Here is a 23475-nt window from a genome sequence, read left to right as displayed (position 1 = left end):
TAAGCTTATTCTAGTTTAGTGATTATTAACAACTTTCATTTAGATCAGAAAAAGTAGAGTTTGCTACATTTATCGTCACTTCAACCGCCACTCGCGGTGCAATAGCGCACAGTAATTCATAACCAATAGTGCCACAAGCCAGTGCAACTTCATCAACCGGTAATTGATTTCCCCATAACTCAACAGGGCTTCCATGTTCAACATCCGGCAAATCGGTTACATCAATAGTAAGCATATCCATTGAAATACGCCCAACTAATTGTGTTTTATGTCCTTTAACGATAACGGGAGTACCATCTGGGGCATGCCTTGGATAACCATCAGCATAACCACAAGCGACAACAGCAATTCTCATATCACGTTGTGCGGTATATCGGCTACCATAACCAATTTGCTCACCTTTTTTTACTGACTGAATGGCTAATACTTCACTGTTAAAGGTCATCACAGGTTGCAAATCAAAATCAGCAATATCTTGCCACACCCCAGAGGGAGATACACCATATAAAATAATACCGGGACGAACCCATGAATGATGGGTTTGTGGTTCAAATAAAATAGCCGCAGAATTGGCTAAACAGCGCGGTAAATCATTTACCATTGAGCTATCAATAATCTGTTTTTGTGTCGCCATATTCAGCCCTGTATCAGCATTGGCAAAATGGGACATTTGTACAATAGAGCCAATATTAGTTATGCGTTTTGCTCTTTGTATGGCTTGCTGATAGTCTTCTGGTCGGTAACCTAACCGATTCATGCCACTATTGAGTTTCAGATAAATATTGATAGGCCGCTCTAATTGCGCTTGCTCAATGGCTTCAAATTGCCAATCAGCATGCACAACCGTCGTTAATGAATAACGCTCTAATAAATACACATCATCTGGTTTGAAAAAACCTTCAAGCAAAAGAATGGGGCCTACCCATCCTTGCTCTCTTAGCATAATTGCTTTATCTAATTCAATTAAGGCAAAACCATCGGTATGACTTAATGCAGGCCAAACACAAGAAAGACCATGTCCATAAGCATCAGCTTTAACCACTGACCATACTTTACTTCCCTGCGCTTTCGATTTGATCACCGAAAGATTATGACTCAGCGCATCTAAATTTATGCTAATTTTGGCAGGTCTGGACATCGTCTCTCCTTAATTAATAAACAGCGTCAAGTTTTTGCCCTGGACGGAGCAATTTAGTATTAAATCCATCGATATAACGGAACACGGAGAGATCATCTGCAGCAATTGCCGTTTTATTACCTGATATTAAATCAGCTAACAGCTGTCCTGAGCCACATGCCATCGTCCATCCTAATGTACCATGCCCCGTATTTAGGGATAAATTACGATATGCGGTTGGCCCAACTATCGGTGTACCATCTGGCGTCATTGGCCTTAAGCCTGTCCAGAATGTCGCTTTACTGATATCACCACCACCCTCATAGAGATCTTGAACAACCATTTTGAGCGTTTCACAACGTGATTTTAAAATATTCAAATTAAAACCTACCACTTCCGCCATACCGCCCACACGAATACGATTATCAAAGCGAGTCACCGCAATCTTATATGTTTCATCTAAAATAGTGGATGTTGGTGCTCTGCTTGCATCAATAATAGGCATGGTTAATGAATAGCCTTTTAAAGGATAAACTGGAATTGTGATTTTGTTTTTCAAAAATTCAGTCGAGTACGATCCCATGGCGACAACATAGTGATCTGCGGTCAATAAACCATCATGGCATTGTACACCGGTGACTTTATCACCATCAAAAAGTAGGTGTTTTATTTCTTTATTAAATAAGAAAGTAACCCCTGCCTCTTCAGCCATTTTAGCCAGCTTCTTAGTAAAGATTTGGCAATCACCCGTTTCATCATTAGGAAGACGTAATCCTCCGGTAAGTTTATGACTCACATGCTCTAAAGCGGGTTCTGCTGATTTTAGTTGCTCGGCTGTTAGCAGTTCATAAGCCACACCTTCTTGCTTTAATACAGCAATATCATTAGCGGCATTATCAAATTGTTTTTGATCACGAAATAGCTGTAACGTTCCCCCTTGGCGCCCTTCGTATTCAATACCGGTATCTTGGCGTAATTGACGGATACAATCACGACTATACTCAGCAATACGCACCATACGACTCTTATTCATCGCATAATGAGAAGCATCACAATTACGTAGCATTTGCCACATCCAGCGTAATTGGAACAGTGAGCCATCAGGTCGGATCGCTAAAGGTGCATGTTTTTGAAACATCCATTTTACTGCTTTTAATGGAATACCCGGGGCACCCCAAGGTGTTGCATAACCCGGAGATATTTGCCCTGCATTACCGGCACTCGTCTCTTCTGCCGCACTACTTTGCCTATCGACAACAATGACTTCATGCCCTTGTTGTACTAAATACCACGCACTTGTTACACCAATAACGCCGCCACCTAAGATGATCACTTTCATGGCTAGACTCCAAATAATTTACATTGATATAACATAAGAATAATATTCCATACACAAAAAGCCAGCACAGAATAATCATCTAGCACCACAAAAAAGCAAATTTTAGAGTCAAATCACATTTAATTAGTAATAACAGTGTTAGTTTTGCAGAGCAATTATTAATTCTATTTAAAAATCAAATTGATAGAGCATTTATCGCTTTTTATAAAAATAATACATAAATATATTATTCAAATATAAATTAAATAAGCCAATAAAAACCCATCATGCAATTTTTATGAAAAACCAAAAAACTTATCATTATCAGAATATAATATTAAGATGAGATATGTTTCAAATTTTTTTTACTAAAAATAGCCAAATTAAAGTATCACCTAAAAATGACTGGTTAAACTAGGCTTGCTGTTTTTAATCTACTACTTTAATAGCAAATAGCAGCAATCATACTTTTGTTACCATCATTTTCTAGATAGCAAATATAAAATCTGAATGATCAGAGTGCTTAGGAGTTTCAATAAAATATTCTAAATTATTACATTGTAATTTTTCGTTACCTACACAGTTACTTAAAGCTATTTTATTTTAAAGAAAATGGATATTATAAAATATCATTTTATGAATATTATTAATATAATAATTCAATTCTATTTTTAATTGTGCTACCATTAAAAATAGAAAAATGAATTTAGAGATAAAGATAGAATGAAAAAATTCGATATAGATAACATATTGAAAAACTTATCTACCGAAGATGTAGAGAGAATAAATAAAACTTATAATGACCAAACTAATAAAGAAGAAAGTTTCAATGAATGGTTTTTTAATACATTTATATTTGATCGCTTCCTGTTTGAAGGATTGTTTATTTCAAGTGTTATAATTTTCATTCTTATAATTATGTCCGAATCCACACCCCACCTATTTTATTCATTCTTAATGTTAGTTTTTTTTTACATTACCATGAGTTTTGTCATCACTGTTTATGATTGTGTTACGAATAAAATATCACTTATTTTATTTTTTAGAGTAAAAAGAATTGCTGTAATGACCTACTTAATGGAAAAATGATCTATTTATAATTGCGAAAATCGAAAAAAAATAAGCTAAATTATTGAGTATTCTCACTAGATGACTCATCGTTCTTATATTTTTTTAATATTAGAATAAGTTTCCCTGCATTGTAGCTGAGCGTAGTAAGTAATAGAGGTTTACTTTGAATGCTAAATTTCCGCTTAAAATCTAATGTACTCCAACGAAACAAACGAACACCTTTACTGGTAAACAAACGATCAAAATATGTCGCTCTATAAGTTCTCCCCGCCATGGTAACAGGTAAATGAATAATACGATTAGGAGAATCATATTTAGCAAAAGCAGCAAATCCATTATATAAACTGACAGTCATATCAATAATATCATAACCTATTTCTCCATGACTCTCGTTCATACCTAAAAATCTTAGTCCCTTTTCAATATTCTCTTTTACTGGGTCTCCACCAAAATTAACCCCACCCTCAGTAAATTCATACACTATATCTGATATACCTTCAATAAACTTACCGCCACCTAGTGTTATACCAATAATTCCAGCTCCTTGCATTTCTTTACTTCTAATTTTACGACCAATCTTAAATGTTAAATATCCAAAAGTACTTTGTATTCCTCCTCCTATAATAGTTTGACTGCTTTTTAAGTAAAAATAGTATCCCGTTCCAGAAAAAGTTTTAGTCAGCTCATAGGTTTCTTTACTCCTCTTCCTTAATTGTGAATAAGCAGACATTTCAGTTTCATACTCAACTTCTATTTCATTAAGATATTGCATTATATCTGGCAGGAAACCTACTCCAAATGCTTCTCTTACTGTATCTCTCAGATTCTGCGTTCTATTATATCTTTCTCTGTGGTTATATATGGCCCGATAGAAATCAGCTCGAATTAGCCTCACTACTTCTGCTATTTCACTCCTATAGCCTTGTTTACAATAATCATCTTTAAGAAGATATTTAGCTGATATTTCTGATAATTTCTTTATATCACTGGCATATCTTTCAAATTTTTCTTCAAAAGTAAAAAACATTAAATTATCCTTTCATCCCAAATACTATAAGAACTGGTTCCTGCAGTTACATGTTCCCATGTTATTGACTTGAAACGTATTGATAATGACTCTTCAGGTTGAACCTCATTATGTGTTATAGAATTAGGATAAAAACAGCTAATATTTACGATTGATGCATCTGTTAGTTTTATTTTATAGTATAATTCTATCCCACCTTTATCTGATGTTCTATAAAAAGAAAATTCACATGTTAATAACTCATTAGAAACTAATGATTGAGATAATAATGGAGAAGCCTTATCTATCGTCTTACGTATATCTACGGGTTGAAAACTTACATTTTGATGCATCGATAAATTCGATGAAAACTCATAAACTAGAATTTCATCCTCATGCCCTGATTGATACTTATTACCAATAGAATCAAATGAAGAACATCCTTTTGAGATCAAACCTTGATTATTTCCCTTTATATTTAAGTAAATAATATTTGCCAATTTTATATCTCCACTTGTAGAAATACGATAATAAGTTACTTAAAAAGATTCAACTAAGTAAATTGAATCTTTTTAAGATGAAAAACTAATAAAATATTATATTCTATACTATAAAAGATGTAAATTATATTTAACTATTTTAGTGCGTTGTGAATTATATAAATATTTGCATTATGCTCAAACAGAACTATTCCTATAAATAATCTATTTATATTGCGTAATTATCATATTTATCAAAATATCATTAGCAAATTGTTACTTTTTAAATATCCCAATAAAACTTCAAACACCTATCCTCAGTAGAGTAATTGCTGATGCATGAATAAAAAATCAGCACTGGATCAATAAGATCCAATGCTGATGTTAAGACGGGATAAACGCGATGAATTAACGTTTTACTTCTTCTAAGTCACTAGGTAGTGGCGATTGGAGCTCATGCCAAATAATGCCACTCTCTTTTCCGTATTGGCGAACGCAATCCATAACGTGCTCAGTATCTTTTTGTTCACATAGCAACGCCAATTTTTTATAAAATGATAGCGCCAACTCTTTCGCCTGAATATTAGAGAAATAATAACGCCCTACACGGGTATATAATCCCTTAAGTCCGTTTAAGATCAATCCATAAATAGGATTACCGCTGGCAAATGCCAAACCACGGAAAATGTTATAGTCCAACTCACTAAACTCATCAGCACTATTTTCAGTCGTTAGTTGATGAGTCAGCACTTCTAGGGATTTTTCTGGATTATTTTTAAATGCCGTGCGAATAAAAATTGCTGAGATATTCGTTCTTACGGCTAATAAATTATCGATTAATTGTGGCACGCGATCATGATCAAGACGCGCGACAGTTTCAAGAATATTAAGACCTGACGTTTCCCAAAAGTTATTCACTTTGGTTGGTTTTCCATGCTGGATAGTTAACCAACCATCACGAGCTAAACGTTGTAAAACCTCTCTCAATGTCGTTCTTGTCACACCAATTAATTCGGAAAGCTCACGTTCTGCGGGCAGAATAGAACCTGGTGGAAAACGGTTGTTCCAAACACTTTCAACAATGTACTCTTCCGCAAAACCTGCGGGGCTTTGAGCCTTAATAACCATATTTTTATTTCTTCCGAAGCGTTTTTTCTGCTAATAATAGAAAAGATAATATCAGAATGCTTAATTTTGATATAGCTCAACCATCGCTAAATAGTGAATGGCATCATAAAACATGACACTATTTTATCAATTTATTATTTACGAATACGCTTAATTTCACAGCGATTAGAGCGTATTATGACTAGATTGCGCATTTTAGGCGCCTAAAATCTCTATTCGGAGGATAAAAAACATAATGGATATGAGTATAAGACAAGCATTACTGAAAAATTTCATGGGGAACTCCCCTGATTGGTATAAGCTTGCTATTATTACTTTTTTAATCATCAACCCACTGATTTTTTTCTTTGTTGACCCTTTCATTGCTGGCTGGCTACTCGTTGTTGAGTTTATCTTCACTTTAGCCATGGCATTAAAATGTTATCCGCTACAACCAGGGGGATTACTTGCTATTGAGGCCGTCATTATTGGTATGACAACGCCGAAGCAAATAGGTCATGAAATAGCCAACAACCTTGAAGTCATTTTATTGCTGGTCTTTATGGTTGCGGGTATTTATTTTATGAAGCAATTACTTCTATTTGCTTTTACAAAATTACTCCTCTCTATTCGATCTAAACGCTTATTATCATTAGCATTCTGTTTTGCTAGTGCCTTTTTATCTGCTTTTTTAGATGCTTTAACCGTGATTGCCGTGGTGATCAGTGTTTCTTTAGGCTTCTATTCCATCTACCATAACTTTGCTTCTAACCAAGCTGATGCAGAGTTAAGCAATGATGGCTTTATTGATAGCACAGAGAAAAAACAGACCTTAGAACAATTCCGTGCTTTCTTACGTAGCTTAATGATGCATGCCGGTGTTGGTACAGCATTAGGTGGTGTGATGACGATGGTTGGTGAGCCACAAAACTTGATCATTGCAAAACACTTAGAATGGGATTTTGTCACCTTCTTTATCAGGATGTCACCCGTTACTATTCCCGTTTTCTTTGCTGGACTTGCAGTATGTTATTTGGTTGAGCGCTTTAAGCTGTTTGGTTATGGTGCCGAGCTACCTGAATTAGTGCGTAAAGTTCTCACTGACTACGATAAAAAGAACAGTGAAAAACGAACTCAACAAGAAAAAGCCCAGTTATTAATCCAAGCATTAATTGGTATTTGGTTAATTGTTGCACTGGCCTTACACCTTGCTGAGGTTGGTATTATTGGTCTTTCTGTTATTATCTTAGCCACCACTTTCTGTGGTATCACTGAAGAGCACGCTTTAGGTAAAGCTTTTGAAGAAGCACTGCCTTTCACCGCATTACTTACGGTATTCTTCTCCGTTGTTGCCGTGATTATTGATCAACAGCTATTTGGTCCTATTATTCAATTTGTTCTACAGGCATCAGAATCTTCACAACTGTCACTCTTTTATCTCTTTAATGGCCTACTTTCTGCCATTTCAGATAATGTATTTGTGGGTACGGTCTATATCAGTGAAGCATTAAGCGCATTGCAAGAAGGATTAATTAGCCAATCTCAATATGAACATATTGGTGTCGCAATTAATACTGGGACTAACTTACCGTCAGTGGCAACGCCAAACGGACAAGCGGCTTTCTTATTCTTATTAACTTCTGCATTATCCCCGCTGATCCGCTTATCTTATGGACGTATGGTGATGATGGCACTTCCTTATACCATCGTTATGACACTGTTAGGATTACTTGCTGTAGAATTCTGGCTCGTGCCTATGACACATTGGTTATATGAAATTGGCTTAATCGCTATTCCATAAAAAACCATCATGAAATGAGTATTTTTTAGGGCTTTTAATGTTTAAAAGCCCTATTTTTTCATAAAAACACCTATTAATGTAAATATTTGTGAAATAAGAGATTTTACCTTTTTTTTAGTCTAGTTTTTAGGCAGAATAACAACTTATTTCAATATTATCATGGACATTGTTATGTTGAGTGCTCTTCGTCACTGGTCACAAAGTCGTTTTTCATGGTTACTGCTGGCATTAACGGCAATTGGTCTTGAAGGTGCGGCATTGTATTTTCAGTACGGAATGGAATTAATGCCTTGTGTGATGTGTGTTTATCAGCGCATTGCTGTATTAGGGATCTTAGTTGCCGCATTAATTGGTTTTTCTTCGCCAAAACTGACACTAATGCGCATGGCGGGTAGTTTTTTATGGCTTTATGCCTCATACCGCGGTATTGAGCTAGCTTGGGAACATACGCAACTTATTCTTAATCCATCACCTTTTGCAACTTGTGATTTCTTTGTTACCTTGCCTTCTTGGTTTGCATTGCAAGATTGGTTCCCTGCCGTATTCCAAGCATCAGGGGATTGTTCTGTTAGCCAATGGCGGTTCTTGTCATTAGAAATGCCACAATGGATGTTAATTATCTTTTCTGCTTATTTTATTGTTGGTTTATTAGTATTAATCAGCCAAGTCACCTCTTCTTTTTCCAAAAAAGACTAACATACGCTACTGTTAGCTATAGAAAGATAGAGCGCAGATAAATTATTATCATCACAAAAATAGGCGCTTAATCAGACATTAAGCGCCTATTTTTCTAATTATCATTTATTTATGCATATCCCCAAGCGTATTAACCTGGAATACAGGCACCATCAATCAACGCTTGTTCACTACAACGTTTACCATTAGCAAATTGACAAACGGGTGTTTGACCGCCGTGTAATTCATAAGTTAACGCAGGCACTCCACCAGAAAATATACAGGTCTCTTTTGCTGGTTCCTCTAAAGGAATAGAAGGTGTGGTCGCTATCGTTTTATTGCTATTAATCACTTGAGCGGTGGTATTTTGTGCTTGTTTAGATTGACTACAACCAGTAAGCAACGCAAAGCTGGTCAACATCAACAAAAAATACGTTGCTTTCATTTTTCTTTGCATTATAAAAACACCTAAATTATCTCTGTTATCTCTGATTAGTGTGAGGTGCTATTGGAAAGTAAGTTAATCACTAAGACGCCGGCAATAATTAATGTCATACCGACGATGGCGGGTAAATCGAGTTTTTGTTGATAGACAAAAACAGCCGCAACAGAAACTAAAACAATACCTAATCCGCTCCAAATTGCATATGCAATACCCAGTGGCATGACTTTCACAACTTGAGATAGCGCCCAAAAAGAAAAACAATACCCCACCACAACGACAATAGATGGATATAATCGACTAAAGCCATCGGATGCTTTTAACACCGTTGTTGCAATAACTTCAGATATAATGGCTAATATTAGGTAAGTTAATCCATTCATTTCTTCGCCCTACTAAGATCCAAGTTCAATTTTGTGAATTCTATCACAAGATATTTCTGTGATATCTATTTTAGAACAACAAAAAAGGCATCTATTCAGCGCAATAGATGCCTTAAAATGCTATTTATAGATTTTGTTTAATGGAGCCGGTTTTTTTCGCGAGGTTTGCCTCCCATCGCAACACGATAACGGGTAAAAATAAAGCCACACCACGCTAGTGCAATAATACTTAAGGCTGTTCCTGCATAGCCGATATTTGGCATTCCCGCGTGCAATATTACTTGATTACCTAACAAAGCCCCTGCCCCAATACCGATATTAAAGATACCTGAGTAGATCGACATGGCGATATCTGTTGCATCAGGTGCTAAGTCAATCACTTTAACCTGCAATCCTAACGCAATACACATAAAGCCTATCCCCCAAAAGATGATTAAGGCAATAAATGTGAGTGTATGTTGGCTACTCATCATCAGCGTACTTAAGCATACGGTTAAGAGAATAAGTGCAAAGAATAAGAATGAGGTTGGCATTTTGGTACTATAGCGACTAAATAACACACTCCCAAAATTCCTGCACCGCCAAAAATCAGTAATACAATAGTGGCAAAATTTTCATCTAATTTTGCAATATCAATAACAAAAGGCTCAATATAACTATAAGCAGTAAAATGAGCGGTTACTGCGATCACCGTTAGTAAGAAAATACCCACTAATGGTGCTCGTTTTAGCAATATTGGGACACTTTTTAACGAGCCGGAATGTTCACTAGGTAATAAAGGTAAATAGCGCATTAAAGCAAGCATGGTTATCAGCGCCAGTACACCTATACCCAAAAAGGTAGCTCGCCATCCTAACCATTGTCCAACCACCCTTCCCAGAGGTAAACCCAGCACGGTAGCTAGTGCAACACCGGTTGCTAATAAACTTAATGCTTGTGCTTTTTTACCATGGGGTGCCATTCTTATTGCTAATGAGGCAGTAATCGACCAAAAAACAGCATGAGCAAAGGCGACTCCAACCCGACCTACAATTAGCGAATTAAAATCCCATGCCACGCCAGATAAGACATGGCTTAGAATAAATACAATAAACAAAATAATCAGCAGCTTACGTCGCTCTACTTTGCTGGTCATTATCATTAATGGCAAAGACATTAGGGCAACAACCCAAGCATAAATAGTGATCATCAACCCTGTTTGAGCCGGCACCATGGCAAAACTTTCAGAAATATTACTTAACAATGCAACAGGTACAAACTCTGTCGTATTAAATACGAAAGCAGCAAATGATAGAATAATTACCCTGATCCACGCCGTTTTACGGCTTACTTCATTAACGCTATTGGGTGTGGTGATATTCATAATTGTTTAAATACTTTTCAGTGAATTTTATAAATAGATAAAAGATACTTATGTACTACTGCCAGTGAATTTCATAAAAAGAAGCGCAAATACCCATCGTTATATTTTATAACATCTAAATAGAATAGATAATAAAGTGTGTTTTATAAAGCGATAAGTAAAGATAAAAACAAACTAATGAATAGAAAAACATCTGACTAAAACGAATCAGCCTATTATGTTAGCATAGGCATAACGCTAAATTAAATCCCTACATTGGCTTCTTTTTAACGTTAATATTTTATTTAGATCGCAAAAGGGAGATCGGCAAGGAAAAATAGCGTTACTGAATCACATTTTTATTAATAAAAAATGATAACCATTTCATGCTATTATAAATAGATCTTCACGGGCTTATTGTTGCAGTTAGTCTAATAATAGAGAGTCTATATTATAAAAATAAAGAGAATAACTATACAGTAGCTTAATACTTATGGATTAATTCTGTCTATAAATTGAATAGCTTGCTCACAGGCAAAGCTTTGGGCTGGAGATGAGCTATCATTAAGGCTATTTTTAATAGCAAAAATTTGCTCAATTGATGACCGAGGAAGTAACAAACTACCTTCCGCTAGTGCTTTTTCAACACTGTCTAATTTAGACACGAGTTGATTACAACTTTCACTGTTTTCTAATGATTGATAACGTGCCATGACATCATCACGCTTACCTTTGACAAAAGAAAACATATCGTTGATTTGTGTTGAGGAGTTTTCAATAACATTACGGCTATTATTCCAAGCAGCAACGGTATCTTCTTTAAATACAGAAACAACTAAGATTGCAACAAAAATAGCAATCATAATAGTCAATGATATAATTCCTCCTGCAATAATAATTATTTGTTTCATGAAAGCCCCCACATCACTAATCATCTTTGTATCTGTATATAATTAAAGCCATTCATATTCAATATTGATTACAATTCTTTTTATTTTTTACATTTTATTACGCAGACATGTAGCCCTATTGGCATAAGAAATAATTTATTATTATAATTTAAATATTGTTAAGTTATTATACTTAAATTCTGATTTTAATTATTATTTGGATATGCGTTAAAAATAAGATTTATCGCAAGTATATCTGGTTTTCATTATAGCCATTATAACGATTATTTATTCAAGCATATTGATAATACTTTATAAGATAAAACGTCATTAAAAGTAAAGTATTCTAAACTTTTAGTTGTAACCTTGACCTTCCCCTAAGGGGGATCTTTAGAATAAGAATAATTCATACAATATAAAGGGAACACTGATGAAAAAAGTTTTACCTATCGCCATCGTTTTAATGGGTTCACTCTCTTTTGGTGCAATAGCCAATAATTCACATATGAATATGAGTACTAATGTGGCACAGAGTAACTCTCCTATGAACCAAGAGCTCATGGATTCAATGAATAAAATGCATGAAAATATGGCAAAAGGAATGAATAGTGATAATGCAGATGTTGCATTTGCGCAGGGAATGATCGCTCACCATTTGGGAGCAATTGATATGGCAAAAATCGAGCTAAAGTATGGTACTGATCCTGAAATGCGCAAATTAGCACAAGCTATTATTGATGCACAAGGCCCTGAAATTGAACAAATGCAAAAATGGTTAGAAAAAAATAATACCAATATGCAAAATAACTAATATTTGAAACGCAGACGTTCTATTAAGGAAAGTCTGCGTTTTCTTACATTGCCATGTCATTAACCTGTAACTATTAGCGAAATAACAGCATTATATCTTCTCTATTTAATGTTATTGCACTATTAAACATCAGTATACCTAAAAATATAAACAATATTCCTGCTAATAGACGTAGTAACTCCGCCATATACCTAAAAGATAAATTAGTATTTTTTACCGAAAACCGATAAGCAACATTTCGCATATAATAAACTGTTAATGCAATTGCAGTAATGGTTAAAGCCGTTCCTATTGCCATTGCAATGACAGCTGCTATTCCCCAAAGATAGATATTTAATGCATATGAAAATAACAATACTAACAATGCGCCAGAGCAAGGGCGGCTACCAATAGCGAATAGTACCAACAATTGTGCCGACCAATTCCCTTGTAATTCATTGGAAGTCACCACATGTTTATGACCACAACATGATGTTTGTGAGATTGTTTGGTTGCTTTTATGTTTATAGAGATATCTAGATCGCTTGATGATAGGTGTTGCCTGTTTAATATAAAAAGCTCGCTTTTTATAGTCTGACAATAAACGACGAATAGACTGGATAAAAATAATAATGCCAGATAATGAAATTAATAAATAGCTACTATTTTCAATATAATGACTCGCTATTTTTAAATGAGAGCTTGATAGGTTTAATATTATTAATATAACAGTAATGATAACTATGGCAACTGTACCTTGTAGCAATGAAGCAAGGACACTTAACCACGCACTTTGTTTTAATTTGGTCGGGTGAGTAGCAATATAAGTACTAATAATGACTTTTCCATGCCCAGGGCCAACAGCATGCAGTAACCCATACAAAAAACTAACACCTATTAATATAAAGCCTACTTGCCAATTATTTTCGCTAATATCTTGCATTAATTCTGCAAGATAGCTATTGATAACTTTTTGCCATTGAACATTAAAATAAGTTAGTTCAGACCAATAATAAGCAATCAATAACAAACAACTGGCTATCACTGTGAGTAAGCTAATTAGTAATCCCCTTTCCTTCGTTATATTTATTGGCATAATACTTGTACTCGTTGTGTAAAAGAGAGCCCTAAATTTAAATCACTATCAGCAGAGCCATTGATATCTAATGATTGTGCATATTCTTTTAAACTTTCATCAGCAAAAGGTTCAATCAGTTTGTGTTTACAATCAGCGATCATTTCTAAAGGCAATATGATCTGTGTATTGTCACGATAGGTCATGCTGACATAAAAAGTGGGATCATAAGTTAAAAGTTCAAAATGATGTTTAGCGAATGGCAATGGGGTGATAAATAGCACATCAAAGCTAAACTTCACCTGTAACTTCTCTTTTATAAGAGTGTAATGGCTTGGTATACGACGGAACTTTTGTTTTTTCCCATCCATATAAAACTCGGAAAAATAGTTCTGAGACAATATATTGCTCATTAATCTCGCCGCCTGTTTTTTCCAAATATCACTTTCTGGTTGCGCATTATATATATCGTACAGAATATCCATTGAGGTTATCGGATCCATAACCCAAGAAAAAGTTAATCCAATTAACTTATCATCTTGTGTATTAAAAGTTGTTTGCATATCAATAAAGCTATGAGGATGTGCTAAAACTTTTGGTGTAGTCATCAATAAAAAGAAAGACATCAATATCGAAACTGCTCGCCAAGAGAAATTTTTAAAATTAACTATCCACATAAACAAAACCACCCATGATATTTTGTTATAATATAACATCACGGATTTGTAAAATGATAGTCATTTTATGAAATTATTCTAGGTGTGTTATAACTTGGTTTAGTGAAAGCGAGGTGTTTAGAAAGCAAAAAGCCACCCTATTGGGTGGCTTAGTATTTTTAACTTACTAAAGTAGTAGTAAAGTTTTATATGGTGCCCAGGGCGGGACTTGAACCCGCACAGCCTAGAGGCCGAGGGATTTTAAATCCCTTGTGTCTACCGATTTCACCACCTGGGCTAAATTGTATTTATTTATTTTTGGTACTTATTTATTAGTTAAGTACATAATAAATAAACTAAAATCATTTTTTGTTTTAACTTTATGTAGCTAATAACAATATTTATTACGCTAAAACTACTTTTCCTATACCAACCACCAGCGTTGTGGTTAGAAGAAAAAACGGACCTAAATTAAGGTCCGTATTTTATATGGTGCCCAGGGCGGGACTTGAACCCGCACAGCCTAAAGGCCGAGGGATTTTAAATCCCTTGTGTCTACCGATTTCACCACCTGGGCTAAATTCTGTGGTGCGTCCGTAAAATTATAACTAATTTTTACTGGTAAGGACGACTAACTACTTCCCAATGCCATTATTTATGGTCTTTTTACACCACTCTCTCAATTAGGAGTGGTGCCCAGGGCGGGACTTGAACCCGCACAGCCTAAAGGCCGAGGGATTTTAAATCCCTTGTGTCTACCGATTTCACCACCTGGGCATTTATGGAGGCGCGTCCCGGAATCGAACCGAGGTACACGGATTTGCAATCCGCTGCATGACCACTCTGCCAACGCGCCTCAACTGCTCAATCTCTTAAGAGATTGGAGCGGGAAACGAGACTCGAACTCGCGACCCCAACCTTGGCAAGGTTGTGCTCTACCAACTGAGCTATTCCCGCTTTACCGAACTTGCTGATTTACTTATTTATTTCTGTAAACCGTTGTGCCTTTCGATGCGTTGCATTCTACTGATTCCCTGAATCTAGTCAACACTATATTTGCATCTTTTTGACTGTTCGGTGAATTTTCAGTCATTTCGATCAAGCTTCACGCAAATCTGACCATGCAGCACTCAAATATTGGAACATAGACCAGAATGTTAATACCGTCGCAATGTATAACAATACAAATCCGAACCACTCAGCTTCAATAGTCGGACGCCATAATAGCACAACAAGTGCACCCATTTGTGCGGTAGTCTTCACTTTTCCGATCCAAGAAACTGCCACACTATTACGTTTACCTAATTCAGCCATCCACTCTCTTAGTGATGAGATGATAATTTCACGTGCGATCATGGTCGCTGCCGGTAAAGTGATCCACCATACATGATAGTGTTCAGTAATTAATACTAATGCTGTAGCAACCATTACCTTATCCGCAACCGGATCAAGGAAAGCCCCAAAGCGAGTGGTTTGTTTCCAACGGCGGGCTAAAAAACCGTCAAACCAGTCTGTGGCGGCTGCTACCATAAAAATAATGGCACAAATAAGGGGAGCATCTTTAAATGGTAAATAAAACACCAGAACAAAGAATGGAATTAAAGCGACACGAAATAAAGTTAGCCAAGTTGGAATATTTAGTTGCATAGCGTTCTACACGACCTAGAAAAGTGAGAGTTATTAATATGGTGCATCAATACACTTAGTGTTTCAACGCATTAAAAATTTTTTCTGCTAACGCGGTCGAAATTGTGGGAACTTTCGCAATTTCTTCAACGCTTGCATCACGTAAAGCTTGTAAACCACCCATATACTTCAATAGCATTTGACGTCGTTTTGGTCCCACCCCCTCAATCGATTCTAGAGAACTGGTGTTTTTAACCTTAGCACGACGCTGACGATGCCCCGTTATTGCGTGACGATGCGACTCATCACGAATATGTTGGATCAAATGTAACGCGGGTGAATCAGAAGGAAGTGCCACACCTTCGCCTTCTGGTTTAAAAAATAGTGTCTCTAACCCCGCTTTACGATCACTCCCCTTCGCGACACCAATTAATTTAGGGTGTGATTTATCCCAATCAACATCAAGTGATTGAAATACGTCAATGGCTTGTGCTAATTGCCCTTTACCACCATCGATAAAAATAATATCAGGTATTTTACTCTCTTCTAATGACTTGCCATAACGACGAGTCAATACTTGATTCATCGCGGCATAATCATCCCCCGGAGTGATCCCACTAATATTATAGCGCCTGTATTCCGATTTTAATGGGCCATTCATGTCAAATACGACACATGAAGCCACAGTTTGCTCTCCCATAGTGTGACTAATATCAAAACATTCCATTCGTTTTATCTCTTTCATCTCTAAAAGTGACATTAACGAGTTATAACGTTGAGAAATGGTTGATTGTTCAACTTGCTTAGTGGCTAATGCCGTAGCTGCATTAGTTCGTGCTAGTTTTAAATAGCGTGCTCTATCACCACGGGGTTTGGTTTGGATATGGATCTTACGTCCTGCTATCGAAGAAATTGACTCCGCTAAAATCGTTTTATCTTCAAGATTAAAATCGAGCAAAATTTCTGTGGGTAAAGTGCGGATCGCACTGCCTTGTAAATAAAATTGTCCAATAAAGGTTTGTACCACTTCGTCTAATGATGTATTTGCCGGTACTTTAGGAAAATAACTACGACTACCAAGCACTTTACCTTGACGGAAAAAGAGCACATACACACAAGCAATAGCACCATTAAATGCCACGCTAATCACATCGAGATCATCGCCAATATTAGCCACAAACTGTTTTTCAGTAACTTGTCTTACCGCGTGAATTTGGTCACGAATACGCGCAGCCTCTTCAAAGCGTAACGCTTGGCTTGCCTCTTCCATTCGTTTAATTAAGCCTTCAATCACTTGGCTGTCATCGCCGGATAAAAAAAGACGCACATAATTGACTTGCTGTGCATACTCTTCATCAGAGACATAACCTTTTACACAAGGGGCGAGACAACGGCCTATTTGATATTGCAAACAAGGGCGTGAGCGATTGCGGTAAACACTATCTTCACATTGACGAATAGGAAATAATTTTTGCATCAAAGCTAATGTTTCTCTCACCGCCAAAGAGTTAGGGAAAGGGCCAAAGTATTCCCCTTTAGCATGTTTAGCACCACGATAACTCGCCAATCTTGGGTGTTTGTCTGCACTTAAATAAATATACGGATAGGACTTATCATCTCGTAGTAACACATTATAGCGAGGCTGATAACGCTGAATATAGCTATGCTCTAAAAGTAGCGCTTCTGTCTCCGTATGTGTCACGGTAACATCAATATTGGCAATACATTTTACTAATGCTTCTGTTTTACGACTACTCACCTGAGCACGAAAGTAGCTTGATAATCGTTTTTTCAGATCTTTTGCTTTTCCAACATAAATAACGGTGCCTGAGGCGTCATACATTCGATACACACCCGGTTGACTCGTTACTCGACTTAGAAATGCTTTAGCATCAAATATGTTTTCCACTTTGTAAGTAACTCTCTATCTCGATTAACCCATAACGAACTGCTATATGAGTTAATTCTACATCACCTGAGATTTTAAGTTTACTAAACATTCGATAACGATAGCTATTTACTGTTTTAGTGCTGATATTCAGCTCTTGTGCAATTTGTGCTATTTTTTTCCCTCTTATAATCATCGACATTATCTGTAACTCTCTTTCAGAAAGATGATGTAGCGGATTTAAGTCTGCTTGTACTTTAGTTAGTGCAATATCCATAGCAATTTCTGGACTAATATAACGTTGACCAATACAGACTTGTCGAATGGCCTGAAGCACATTCGCAGCAGAGGAATCTATAACGATAAACCCTTCAATACCTAACTGTAGCAATGTGACGGAAAGTATTGAGTCTATTTTAGGCGAAATAACCACTATTTTTATAATGGGAGAAAAACGTTTAATTCTTTTTATTACATCTATTAAAGAGACAGTAGGTAAAGAATAAAAAATAATAAGATTGACAGAATATTGTCTGCAATAACGAAAAGCTTCACTTTCATCATTCATAATCTTACGAATGTTAATTTTTTTAATCTGGCAAAGTAATTTTTCTATACCTAAACTAAATATTTCAACTTGACTGATTACTAGAGTATTTATCAACGATATCAATCCTTAAAAATATTTAATAAAATTAAAGATAATTCAAGGCAATAAAATTTATAATGACAAATGCTATTATAATATCGTTAGAATTTCCATATTTTTATTTTTTATTCACGCAACAATGATATTATAAATAAATTATTATTTTTATCGCATTAATTAATAATGTATTAAAATTATACACACATTTATAAAAAATATAAAAAAGCTAATAAAATATAATAATCATTAATTATAGGAATAAAGTACTTCCTATATAAAATATAAGAAGCACTTTAGTACTTTAAAAATGATCAAATGTCACCGCTTTATCAAAAGATAATTTACCTAATCGTGGAAAAGGTTTTCCTTTACCTTTACCAATGGCAATCATTAAACAGATAGCATAGTGCTCAGGCAAGTTAATTGTTTTTGCTACCTCGGCAAAATCAAACCCATCCATAGGACAAGAATCAAAACCGCGCTCTTGTGCTAATAGCATCAGTGTTTGAGCAAACAAACCCGCACTACGCATAATCTCATCCCGTTGCACTTGTGGTTTATTGCGATAATAACTATCAACAGCACTGCACATAATATCTCTGACTTCCGGGGTAGCATCTTGCCAAATTGTTTTAACTTCACTCTCCCAAACATTGAGATCTGCACATAAAACAATCAGCATAGCAGAGTCTGTTATTTGAGGCTGATCCCAACCCACTTTTCTTAATGCTTGACGTTGCTTAACATCATCAACAACCAAAAGACGCCAATGCTGCAGATTAAATGCACTTGGCGTATATTGTAACGCATCTTCAAGTAAGGCTTTTTTCTCTTCTTGTGGTATTTTGAAATCAGCATCAAACTGTTTTGTTGCACGACGGTTTTTTACTGCATCAATTACATTCATTATTTTCCATCCATTTGCTAATCATTGACATTTATTTATCTATTATAGAAGAAATGCGTTTAGTGTGCAGACTGTGCTATTATTTCTAATTATCTTTGTTAATTAATTAGTTATAACAAAAAACCACTAGTTAATAACAAAATATCGTTATAATAGTATTATCAAATATACGATAACCCTTTATTTTTTCTATTTGTTTTTAAGCGTAAAAGAAGGCGAAAACAATTGATTTAAGCCTAACACTTAAATTTGAAAAAAGGGTATCATCAAAGGCTACTATTCAATATAACAGACCTTGCAAAGTATATTAACCCTATGAAATTAAATGATGAATTAACTAATTCTATCGCATCAGTCACAGAAGCCGCTGCTATTGCGGCTATGCCATGGGTAGGTAAACAAGATAAAAATGCGGCAGATGCTGCCGCAGTTGCCGCCATGCGAGAGCGCCTTAATAGCCTTAATATCAATGGCCAAATTGTTATTGGTGAAGGTGAAATTGATGAAGCACCTATGCTCTATATTGGCGAACCAGTAGGCAACGGCCAAGGTGAAAAAATAGAAATTGCCGTTGATCCTATCGATGGAACTCGCATGGTCGCTACCGGTGAAAATAATTCTTTGGCTATTTTAGCTGCAGGTTTTGAAGGTAGTTTTTTACAAGCACCCGATATGTACATGGAAAAACTGGTTGTCGGTAAAAAAGCAGCAGGTGTGATCGACCTTAACCATTGCCTTGAATATAACCTTGATGCTATTGCACAAACATTAAATAAATCATTAAGCCAGTTAACACTAGCTATTTTAGATAAACCGCGCCATCACGATATTATCATTGATTTGCGTAATAGAGGTATTAATGTCATCACTTTGCCGGATGGCGATGTACTTGCTTCTTTATATGCCACAATGCCTAATAATCCTATTGATGTTATGTACGGGATTGGTGGCGCGCCAGAAGGTGTAATTAGTGCCGCTATTGCTAAAGCTTTAGGTGGTGATATGCAAGCGCGCCTTATTACCCGCGATATTGCTAAAGGTAATAATGCAACAAACAGAGAAATTGCAGCACAAGAAATCTCTCGATGCCATAACATGGGAACTGATGTTAATATTACATTGCCACTTGAAATATTGGTGCGCCATCAGGATGTTATGTTTGCAGCAACCGCAATTACTGCCGGTGACCTATTATCCGGTGTCACTGAACAAAGCGATTATTTGCGTACACACTCGTTAGTGATTAATGGCTCCACACACTCATTACGTTATATCGAAAATTATCATTTACGCTAACACGAGAATAACAACTAAAAAAGCGACACGGGCTTACGTGTCGCAAAATGTATTCAAGGGGTATTTATAGTTATAATTAATTCATGCTAATAAATTAGCTGGATTATCAATACACAGCTTATCTATTATCGTCTTATCAATGCCACGCTGTGCTAATAATGAAAGAAAAACGTTAGGCACAAACCCCCAACCATTTCCGCCATTTTTTGCCCACATCTGTTTTAAAAACACATCATGACTTAATACAATTTGGTTACCATAACCTCTTTCTATTAAGGTTGCGACAGCTTCAACCGTATCCATCACACTGGGCGCGGCGCCTTCTTTAGGGAAAGAAATATCAAGACCTATCATGTCAAATTCAAGCCAAACACCTCGATCAAGCATTTTGCATTGATAATCGATATCTTTACCAGAAGGATCTGAATGGGCTAACGATATTTTGGCTGGATCACACCCCATTTCTGTTAAAAGAATATCTAATACTTCATCACCACGGCGTTGCCAACCAGGCATATGAATATTCATTGAGGCATAAGGGTTATTATTTTGAGCCAGTGCAGCGGCACGTAAACTATTTTTTTCACCATCTGTAAAGAAAGGAGATACACCAATTTCGCCAATCATACCAGCACGAATATCTGTACCATCAATGCCGATATTTAATTCATCATCGATCATTTTTGCCATCGCATCAATATCATCAGCTAGGCGTTTTCCTTCAAATTTCTCAATATAAAGGCCGGAAGAAGCAACGACATTAATCCCCGTTAATTCTGCAACTTGTTTTAATTTTCTAATATCACGACCAATTGACGATGAACCTGTAGCATCAACAATCGTTTTGCCCCCAAGCTCTTTAAAATTATTTAATTCAAAAATAACGTCTTCAATGGGTTTTTTATCCATATTATCGCAACAACAATATGGATCGTATTTTAGTCCCCACTGAATATCTGCACTGACTTTTTTATCTACTAAAACGTGTGAGAATTCATAAAAAGGTTCATCAACAACGCCAGATAAATCATTAAATAAATGTTCGTGAGGTAGTGTCAGCCCCATATCCGCTTTTTTAACCGGACCCGTTACCGTTTGAATATAACCTTTCATGATTATGCCCCTGCTCTTTTTACTGATTTAGTCGCTTTAAACTCAGGAATGGTAGTAACAATGGCGCCGACTAAGGCAAATAACGTACCGATGATTGTGACTAAATAAACAGTATTTCCTAACGAAGGTAATAATAGGTCAATTAATACCGAACCCAGTAATTGGCCCGCAGTTGATGCAACACCTAACATCAGTAACCCTAAGCCTCGTACTAAAATAGCCATTAATGCAATAGACATTAACCCTAAAGGCCCACCTAAATACATCCACCATGTAGCAGGAAGCTCCAGTGTTATATGCCCTAACGCCATACGTACTACTAACGCAATCGTTAAAACAGTAAATCCAACAATAAAGTTCCAAGTAATAGAAACCATCATCGAACCTGTTGCTTCAGCCACTTTTGAATTACCTGCTGGTTGCCATCCCGCTAATAAACCCGCTAAAAAAGGTAGAATAGCTAAGTAAATAAAAGAGGTTGAATGCCACTGTGGAGAAACGACAAAAAGAGTAGCAACAACAGCTAATACGGCACCTAATACACGATATGGGGTGAAGTATTTCTTCTCATCCACACCTATACCAAAGCGGTCACATAATAAACCTGATAATAACAGTGCTGAAATTAATGCTGTTTGGAATGTAGCTATTCCTAATGCACTGGCTGATGCTCCTTCAGAAAAAACCACCATTGCGCCACAGAGGCCAGCAAACCAGTTCCATAATGGAATTTTACGTGTTTTAATTAATGTCGGAATAGAAGCAAATTGCTGACGATATTGTTTTTTGGACATAATGATAAAAAACATGACCACTAAACCACTGGCAAAAGAGATAACTGCACTAGCATTACCGTCTTTTAATACATGTCCCAGTTGCCCATTCACCGCAGACTGCATTGGTGATAGCATCCCTGCTAACACAGTTGCTACCATCAGCAAGGGTGTTGATAAATTTTTTGTACTCATAAGATGTTCCTTTTGGATTATTGACTATGAGTGATTTCTTTTTTATTTTTCAAGTAATCGGTTATTTTGTTATTAGCGCAGAGTGTATCTCCGCGCTTTTTTACTTTTCTTACTGCTATTGTTATTAAGAACTAACGTGCGATTTGCTTTAGAATATTGACCCACATATCAGCATAATGTGGCCATGCTAAAAACTCTTTGCTCCCCCAATGCGGTGAACAGTCACTCATAAAACAAGCTGTTTTTCCTTTTTCAAATTGACCAAACACCAGTAGTGGATCTTCGCCAATATTCAAAACCGTTTCAGTGTTATGTTTAGCGAACACTTTGTTATAACCAAGGAACATCGGCCATTCACTAAAACCTTTTATCGTGGCATGCTCTGCATTAACTGGAGTTGCGAATACTCCTTCTGGGGCTTCCACACGATCGTCACCCTCTAACATTTCAACAGGTAACACTTGTGCCAATAAGGTATTTTTATAGTTTGCTTTCGCTTCAATACCCATAAATGATAGATAGCCGCCAATCATTAATAAGCCACCACCATTAGCAACAAACTGTTTAATTAGCCCTAATGCATTTGGAAGTACTTTCATGTTGTAGAAAGTATCGTTTTGCAAGAGGAAAGTATTAGCACCAATATCACTGATCACGATGACATCATATTTTGCTAATTCTTCATCAGTCTGAGGAAATGCGACCTGAACGGTATGTGCAGGCATATAATCAACTGCTACCCCTTTTTCCCTTAAACAATTTAATAAAAAAGTGGCACCTTCCTCATATTTACTAGAAGTGAAACTGTCGTAGCCTTTTGAGTGGATCATATGAATGTGCCATGACTCACCAATAAATAAGATTTTCATTTTTTTT

General features: G+C 36.2%; 21 protein-coding genes, 5 tRNA genes and 1 pseudogene. 4 read left to right on the top strand and 23 right to left on the bottom strand.

Translation table 11 applies throughout. The features are described 5' to 3' along the window. Positions 1–25 precede the first annotated feature (25 nt). The 5 genes from alr to fadR all read right to left on the bottom strand — a co-directional run bounded on the left by alr (position 26) and on the right by fadR (position 6119). The gene (alr, locus tag ACYUCW_RS05370) at positions 26–1138 is read right to left on the bottom strand and encodes an alanine racemase (RefSeq protein WP_036918459.1); all 1113 of its coding nucleotides are present in this window, start codon (positions 1136–1138) and stop codon (positions 26–28) included. A 13-nt stretch (positions 1139–1151) separates the two neighbouring features. Further along, positions 1152–2456, bottom strand: coding sequence for a D-amino acid dehydrogenase (locus ACYUCW_RS05365; protein WP_004243273.1), 1305 nt, complete (start codon positions 2454–2456; stop codon positions 1152–1154). Positions 2457–3564: 1108 nt separating this feature from the next. After that, the gene (locus ACYUCW_RS05360; RefSeq protein ID WP_036895131.1) at positions 3565–4533 is read right to left on the bottom strand and encodes a DUF4225 domain-containing protein; all 969 of its coding nucleotides are present in this window, start codon (positions 4531–4533) and stop codon (positions 3565–3567) included. Beyond that, positions 4533–5012, bottom strand: coding sequence for an Hcp family type VI secretion system effector (locus ACYUCW_RS05355; protein WP_036895132.1), 480 nt, complete (start codon positions 5010–5012; stop codon positions 4533–4535). The genes ACYUCW_RS05360 and ACYUCW_RS05355 overlap by 1 nt, the downstream gene beginning before the upstream one ends. Before the next feature lie 387 nt (positions 5013–5399). After that, positions 5400–6119: a fatty acid metabolism transcriptional regulator FadR gene (gene fadR / locus ACYUCW_RS05350; RefSeq protein ID WP_460408257.1), complete on the bottom strand. Its 720-nt coding sequence runs from the start codon at positions 6117–6119 to the stop codon at positions 5400–5402. Between the two features lie 235 nt (positions 6120–6354). Between fadR and nhaB the strand changes: the two genes are divergently transcribed. Next, positions 6355–7899: a sodium/proton antiporter NhaB gene (gene nhaB, locus ACYUCW_RS05345; protein WP_004243275.1), complete on the top strand. Its 1545-nt coding sequence runs from the start codon at positions 6355–6357 to the stop codon at positions 7897–7899. Positions 7900–8070: 171 nt separating this feature from the next. After that, positions 8071–8595: a disulfide bond formation protein DsbB gene (gene dsbB / locus ACYUCW_RS05340; RefSeq protein WP_004248244.1), complete on the top strand. Its 525-nt coding sequence runs from the start codon at positions 8071–8073 to the stop codon at positions 8593–8595. Between the two features lie 130 nt (positions 8596–8725). Here dsbB and ACYUCW_RS05335 read toward each other — a convergent pair whose 3' ends face one another. The 4 genes and pseudogenes from ACYUCW_RS05335 to ACYUCW_RS05320 form a co-directional block, all read right to left on the bottom strand. Then, positions 8726–9031, bottom strand: a complete 306-nt coding sequence (locus ACYUCW_RS05335; protein ID WP_004248246.1) for a putative hemolysin — start codon at positions 9029–9031, stop codon at positions 8726–8728. A gap of 35 nt (positions 9032–9066) precedes the next feature. Further along, entirely contained in the window at positions 9067–9399 is a 333-nt protein-coding gene (locus ACYUCW_RS05330; protein WP_004243278.1) for an SMR family transporter, read from the bottom strand. A 137-nt stretch (positions 9400–9536) separates the two neighbouring features. Then, positions 9537–10762, bottom strand: a pseudogene (locus ACYUCW_RS05325) (sugar transporter). 470 nt (positions 10763–11232) lie between these two features. Next, entirely contained in the window at positions 11233–11652 is a 420-nt protein-coding gene (locus tag ACYUCW_RS05320) for a hypothetical protein (protein ID WP_135050041.1), read from the bottom strand. A gap of 409 nt (positions 11653–12061) precedes the next feature. Between ACYUCW_RS05320 and copM the strand changes: the two genes are divergently transcribed. Beyond that, the gene (gene copM, locus ACYUCW_RS05315; RefSeq protein WP_020945778.1) at positions 12062–12442 is read left to right on the top strand and encodes a CopM family metallochaperone; all 381 of its coding nucleotides are present in this window, start codon (positions 12062–12064) and stop codon (positions 12440–12442) included. A 73-nt stretch (positions 12443–12515) separates the two neighbouring features. On the opposite strand, the gene ACYUCW_RS05310 is transcribed toward copM, so the two are convergent. From ACYUCW_RS05310 to ACYUCW_RS05260, 11 genes are all read right to left on the bottom strand, one after another. Further along, a complete protein-coding gene (locus ACYUCW_RS05310; protein ID WP_004248251.1) occupies positions 12516–13517 on the bottom strand; it encodes a nickel/cobalt transporter in 1002 nt (333 codons plus the stop codon). Beyond that, on the bottom strand, positions 13508–14173 hold the full coding sequence (locus ACYUCW_RS05305) for a DUF1007 family protein (RefSeq protein WP_036907901.1): 666 nt from the start codon (positions 14171–14173) through the stop codon (positions 13508–13510). The genes ACYUCW_RS05310 and ACYUCW_RS05305 overlap by 10 nt, the downstream gene beginning before the upstream one ends. A gap of 190 nt (positions 14174–14363) precedes the next feature. Continuing rightward, positions 14364–14450: transfer RNA gene (locus ACYUCW_RS05300), tRNA-Leu, on the bottom strand. 192 nt (positions 14451–14642) lie between these two features. After that, a tRNA-Leu gene (locus ACYUCW_RS05295) sits at positions 14643–14729 on the bottom strand. 113 nt (positions 14730–14842) lie between these two features. Further along, positions 14843–14929, bottom strand: a tRNA-Leu gene (locus tag ACYUCW_RS05290). 5 nt (positions 14930–14934) lie between these two features. Next, positions 14935–15008, bottom strand: a tRNA-Cys gene (locus tag ACYUCW_RS05285). A gap of 25 nt (positions 15009–15033) precedes the next feature. Continuing rightward, positions 15034–15109, bottom strand: a tRNA-Gly gene (locus ACYUCW_RS05280). Positions 15110–15250: 141 nt separating this feature from the next. Next, the gene (pgsA, locus tag ACYUCW_RS05275) at positions 15251–15799 is read right to left on the bottom strand and encodes a CDP-diacylglycerol--glycerol-3-phosphate 3-phosphatidyltransferase (protein WP_004243285.1); all 549 of its coding nucleotides are present in this window, start codon (positions 15797–15799) and stop codon (positions 15251–15253) included. 55 nt (positions 15800–15854) lie between these two features. Further along, entirely contained in the window at positions 15855–17687 is a 1833-nt protein-coding gene (gene uvrC / locus ACYUCW_RS05270) for an excinuclease ABC subunit UvrC (protein ID WP_460408256.1), read from the bottom strand. Beyond that, a complete protein-coding gene (locus ACYUCW_RS05265) occupies positions 17671–18234 on the bottom strand; it encodes a LuxR C-terminal-related transcriptional regulator (RefSeq protein WP_109024023.1) in 564 nt (187 codons plus the stop codon). Before ACYUCW_RS05265 ends, uvrC begins: the two co-directional genes overlap by 17 nt. 382 nt (positions 18235–18616) lie before the next feature. After that, positions 18617–19222: a nitroreductase family protein gene (locus ACYUCW_RS05260; RefSeq protein WP_004248254.1), complete on the bottom strand. Its 606-nt coding sequence runs from the start codon at positions 19220–19222 to the stop codon at positions 18617–18619. A gap of 315 nt (positions 19223–19537) precedes the next feature. On the opposite strand from ACYUCW_RS05260, the gene glpX reads away from it, so the two are divergent. Next, positions 19538–20518, top strand: a complete 981-nt coding sequence (glpX, locus tag ACYUCW_RS05255; protein ID WP_004248255.1) for a class II fructose-bisphosphatase — start codon at positions 19538–19540, stop codon at positions 20516–20518. 81 nt (positions 20519–20599) lie between these two features. On the opposite strand, the gene ACYUCW_RS05250 is transcribed toward glpX, so the two are convergent. The 3 genes from ACYUCW_RS05250 to ACYUCW_RS05240 all read right to left on the bottom strand — a co-directional run bounded on the left by ACYUCW_RS05250 (position 20600) and on the right by ACYUCW_RS05240 (position 23468). After that, positions 20600–21631 (bottom strand): methylphosphonate esterase, encoded by a 1032-nt coding sequence (locus ACYUCW_RS05250; RefSeq protein ID WP_004243291.1) that lies wholly within the window; start codon positions 21629–21631, stop codon positions 20600–20602. A 2-nt stretch (positions 21632–21633) separates the two neighbouring features. Continuing rightward, entirely contained in the window at positions 21634–22599 is a 966-nt protein-coding gene (locus ACYUCW_RS05245) for a DMT family transporter (protein WP_004243293.1), read from the bottom strand. A 131-nt stretch (positions 22600–22730) separates the two neighbouring features. After that, positions 22731–23468 (bottom strand): glutamine amidotransferase, encoded by a 738-nt coding sequence (locus tag ACYUCW_RS05240; protein ID WP_004243294.1) that lies wholly within the window; start codon positions 23466–23468, stop codon positions 22731–22733. Positions 23469–23475: the final 7 nt, after the last annotated feature.

The sequence above is a fragment of the Proteus sp. MB838 genome (assembly GCF_054767435.1).
Note: the sequence above shows the minus strand (reverse complement) of the source record. Positions and strands in the feature narration are given on the sequence as shown.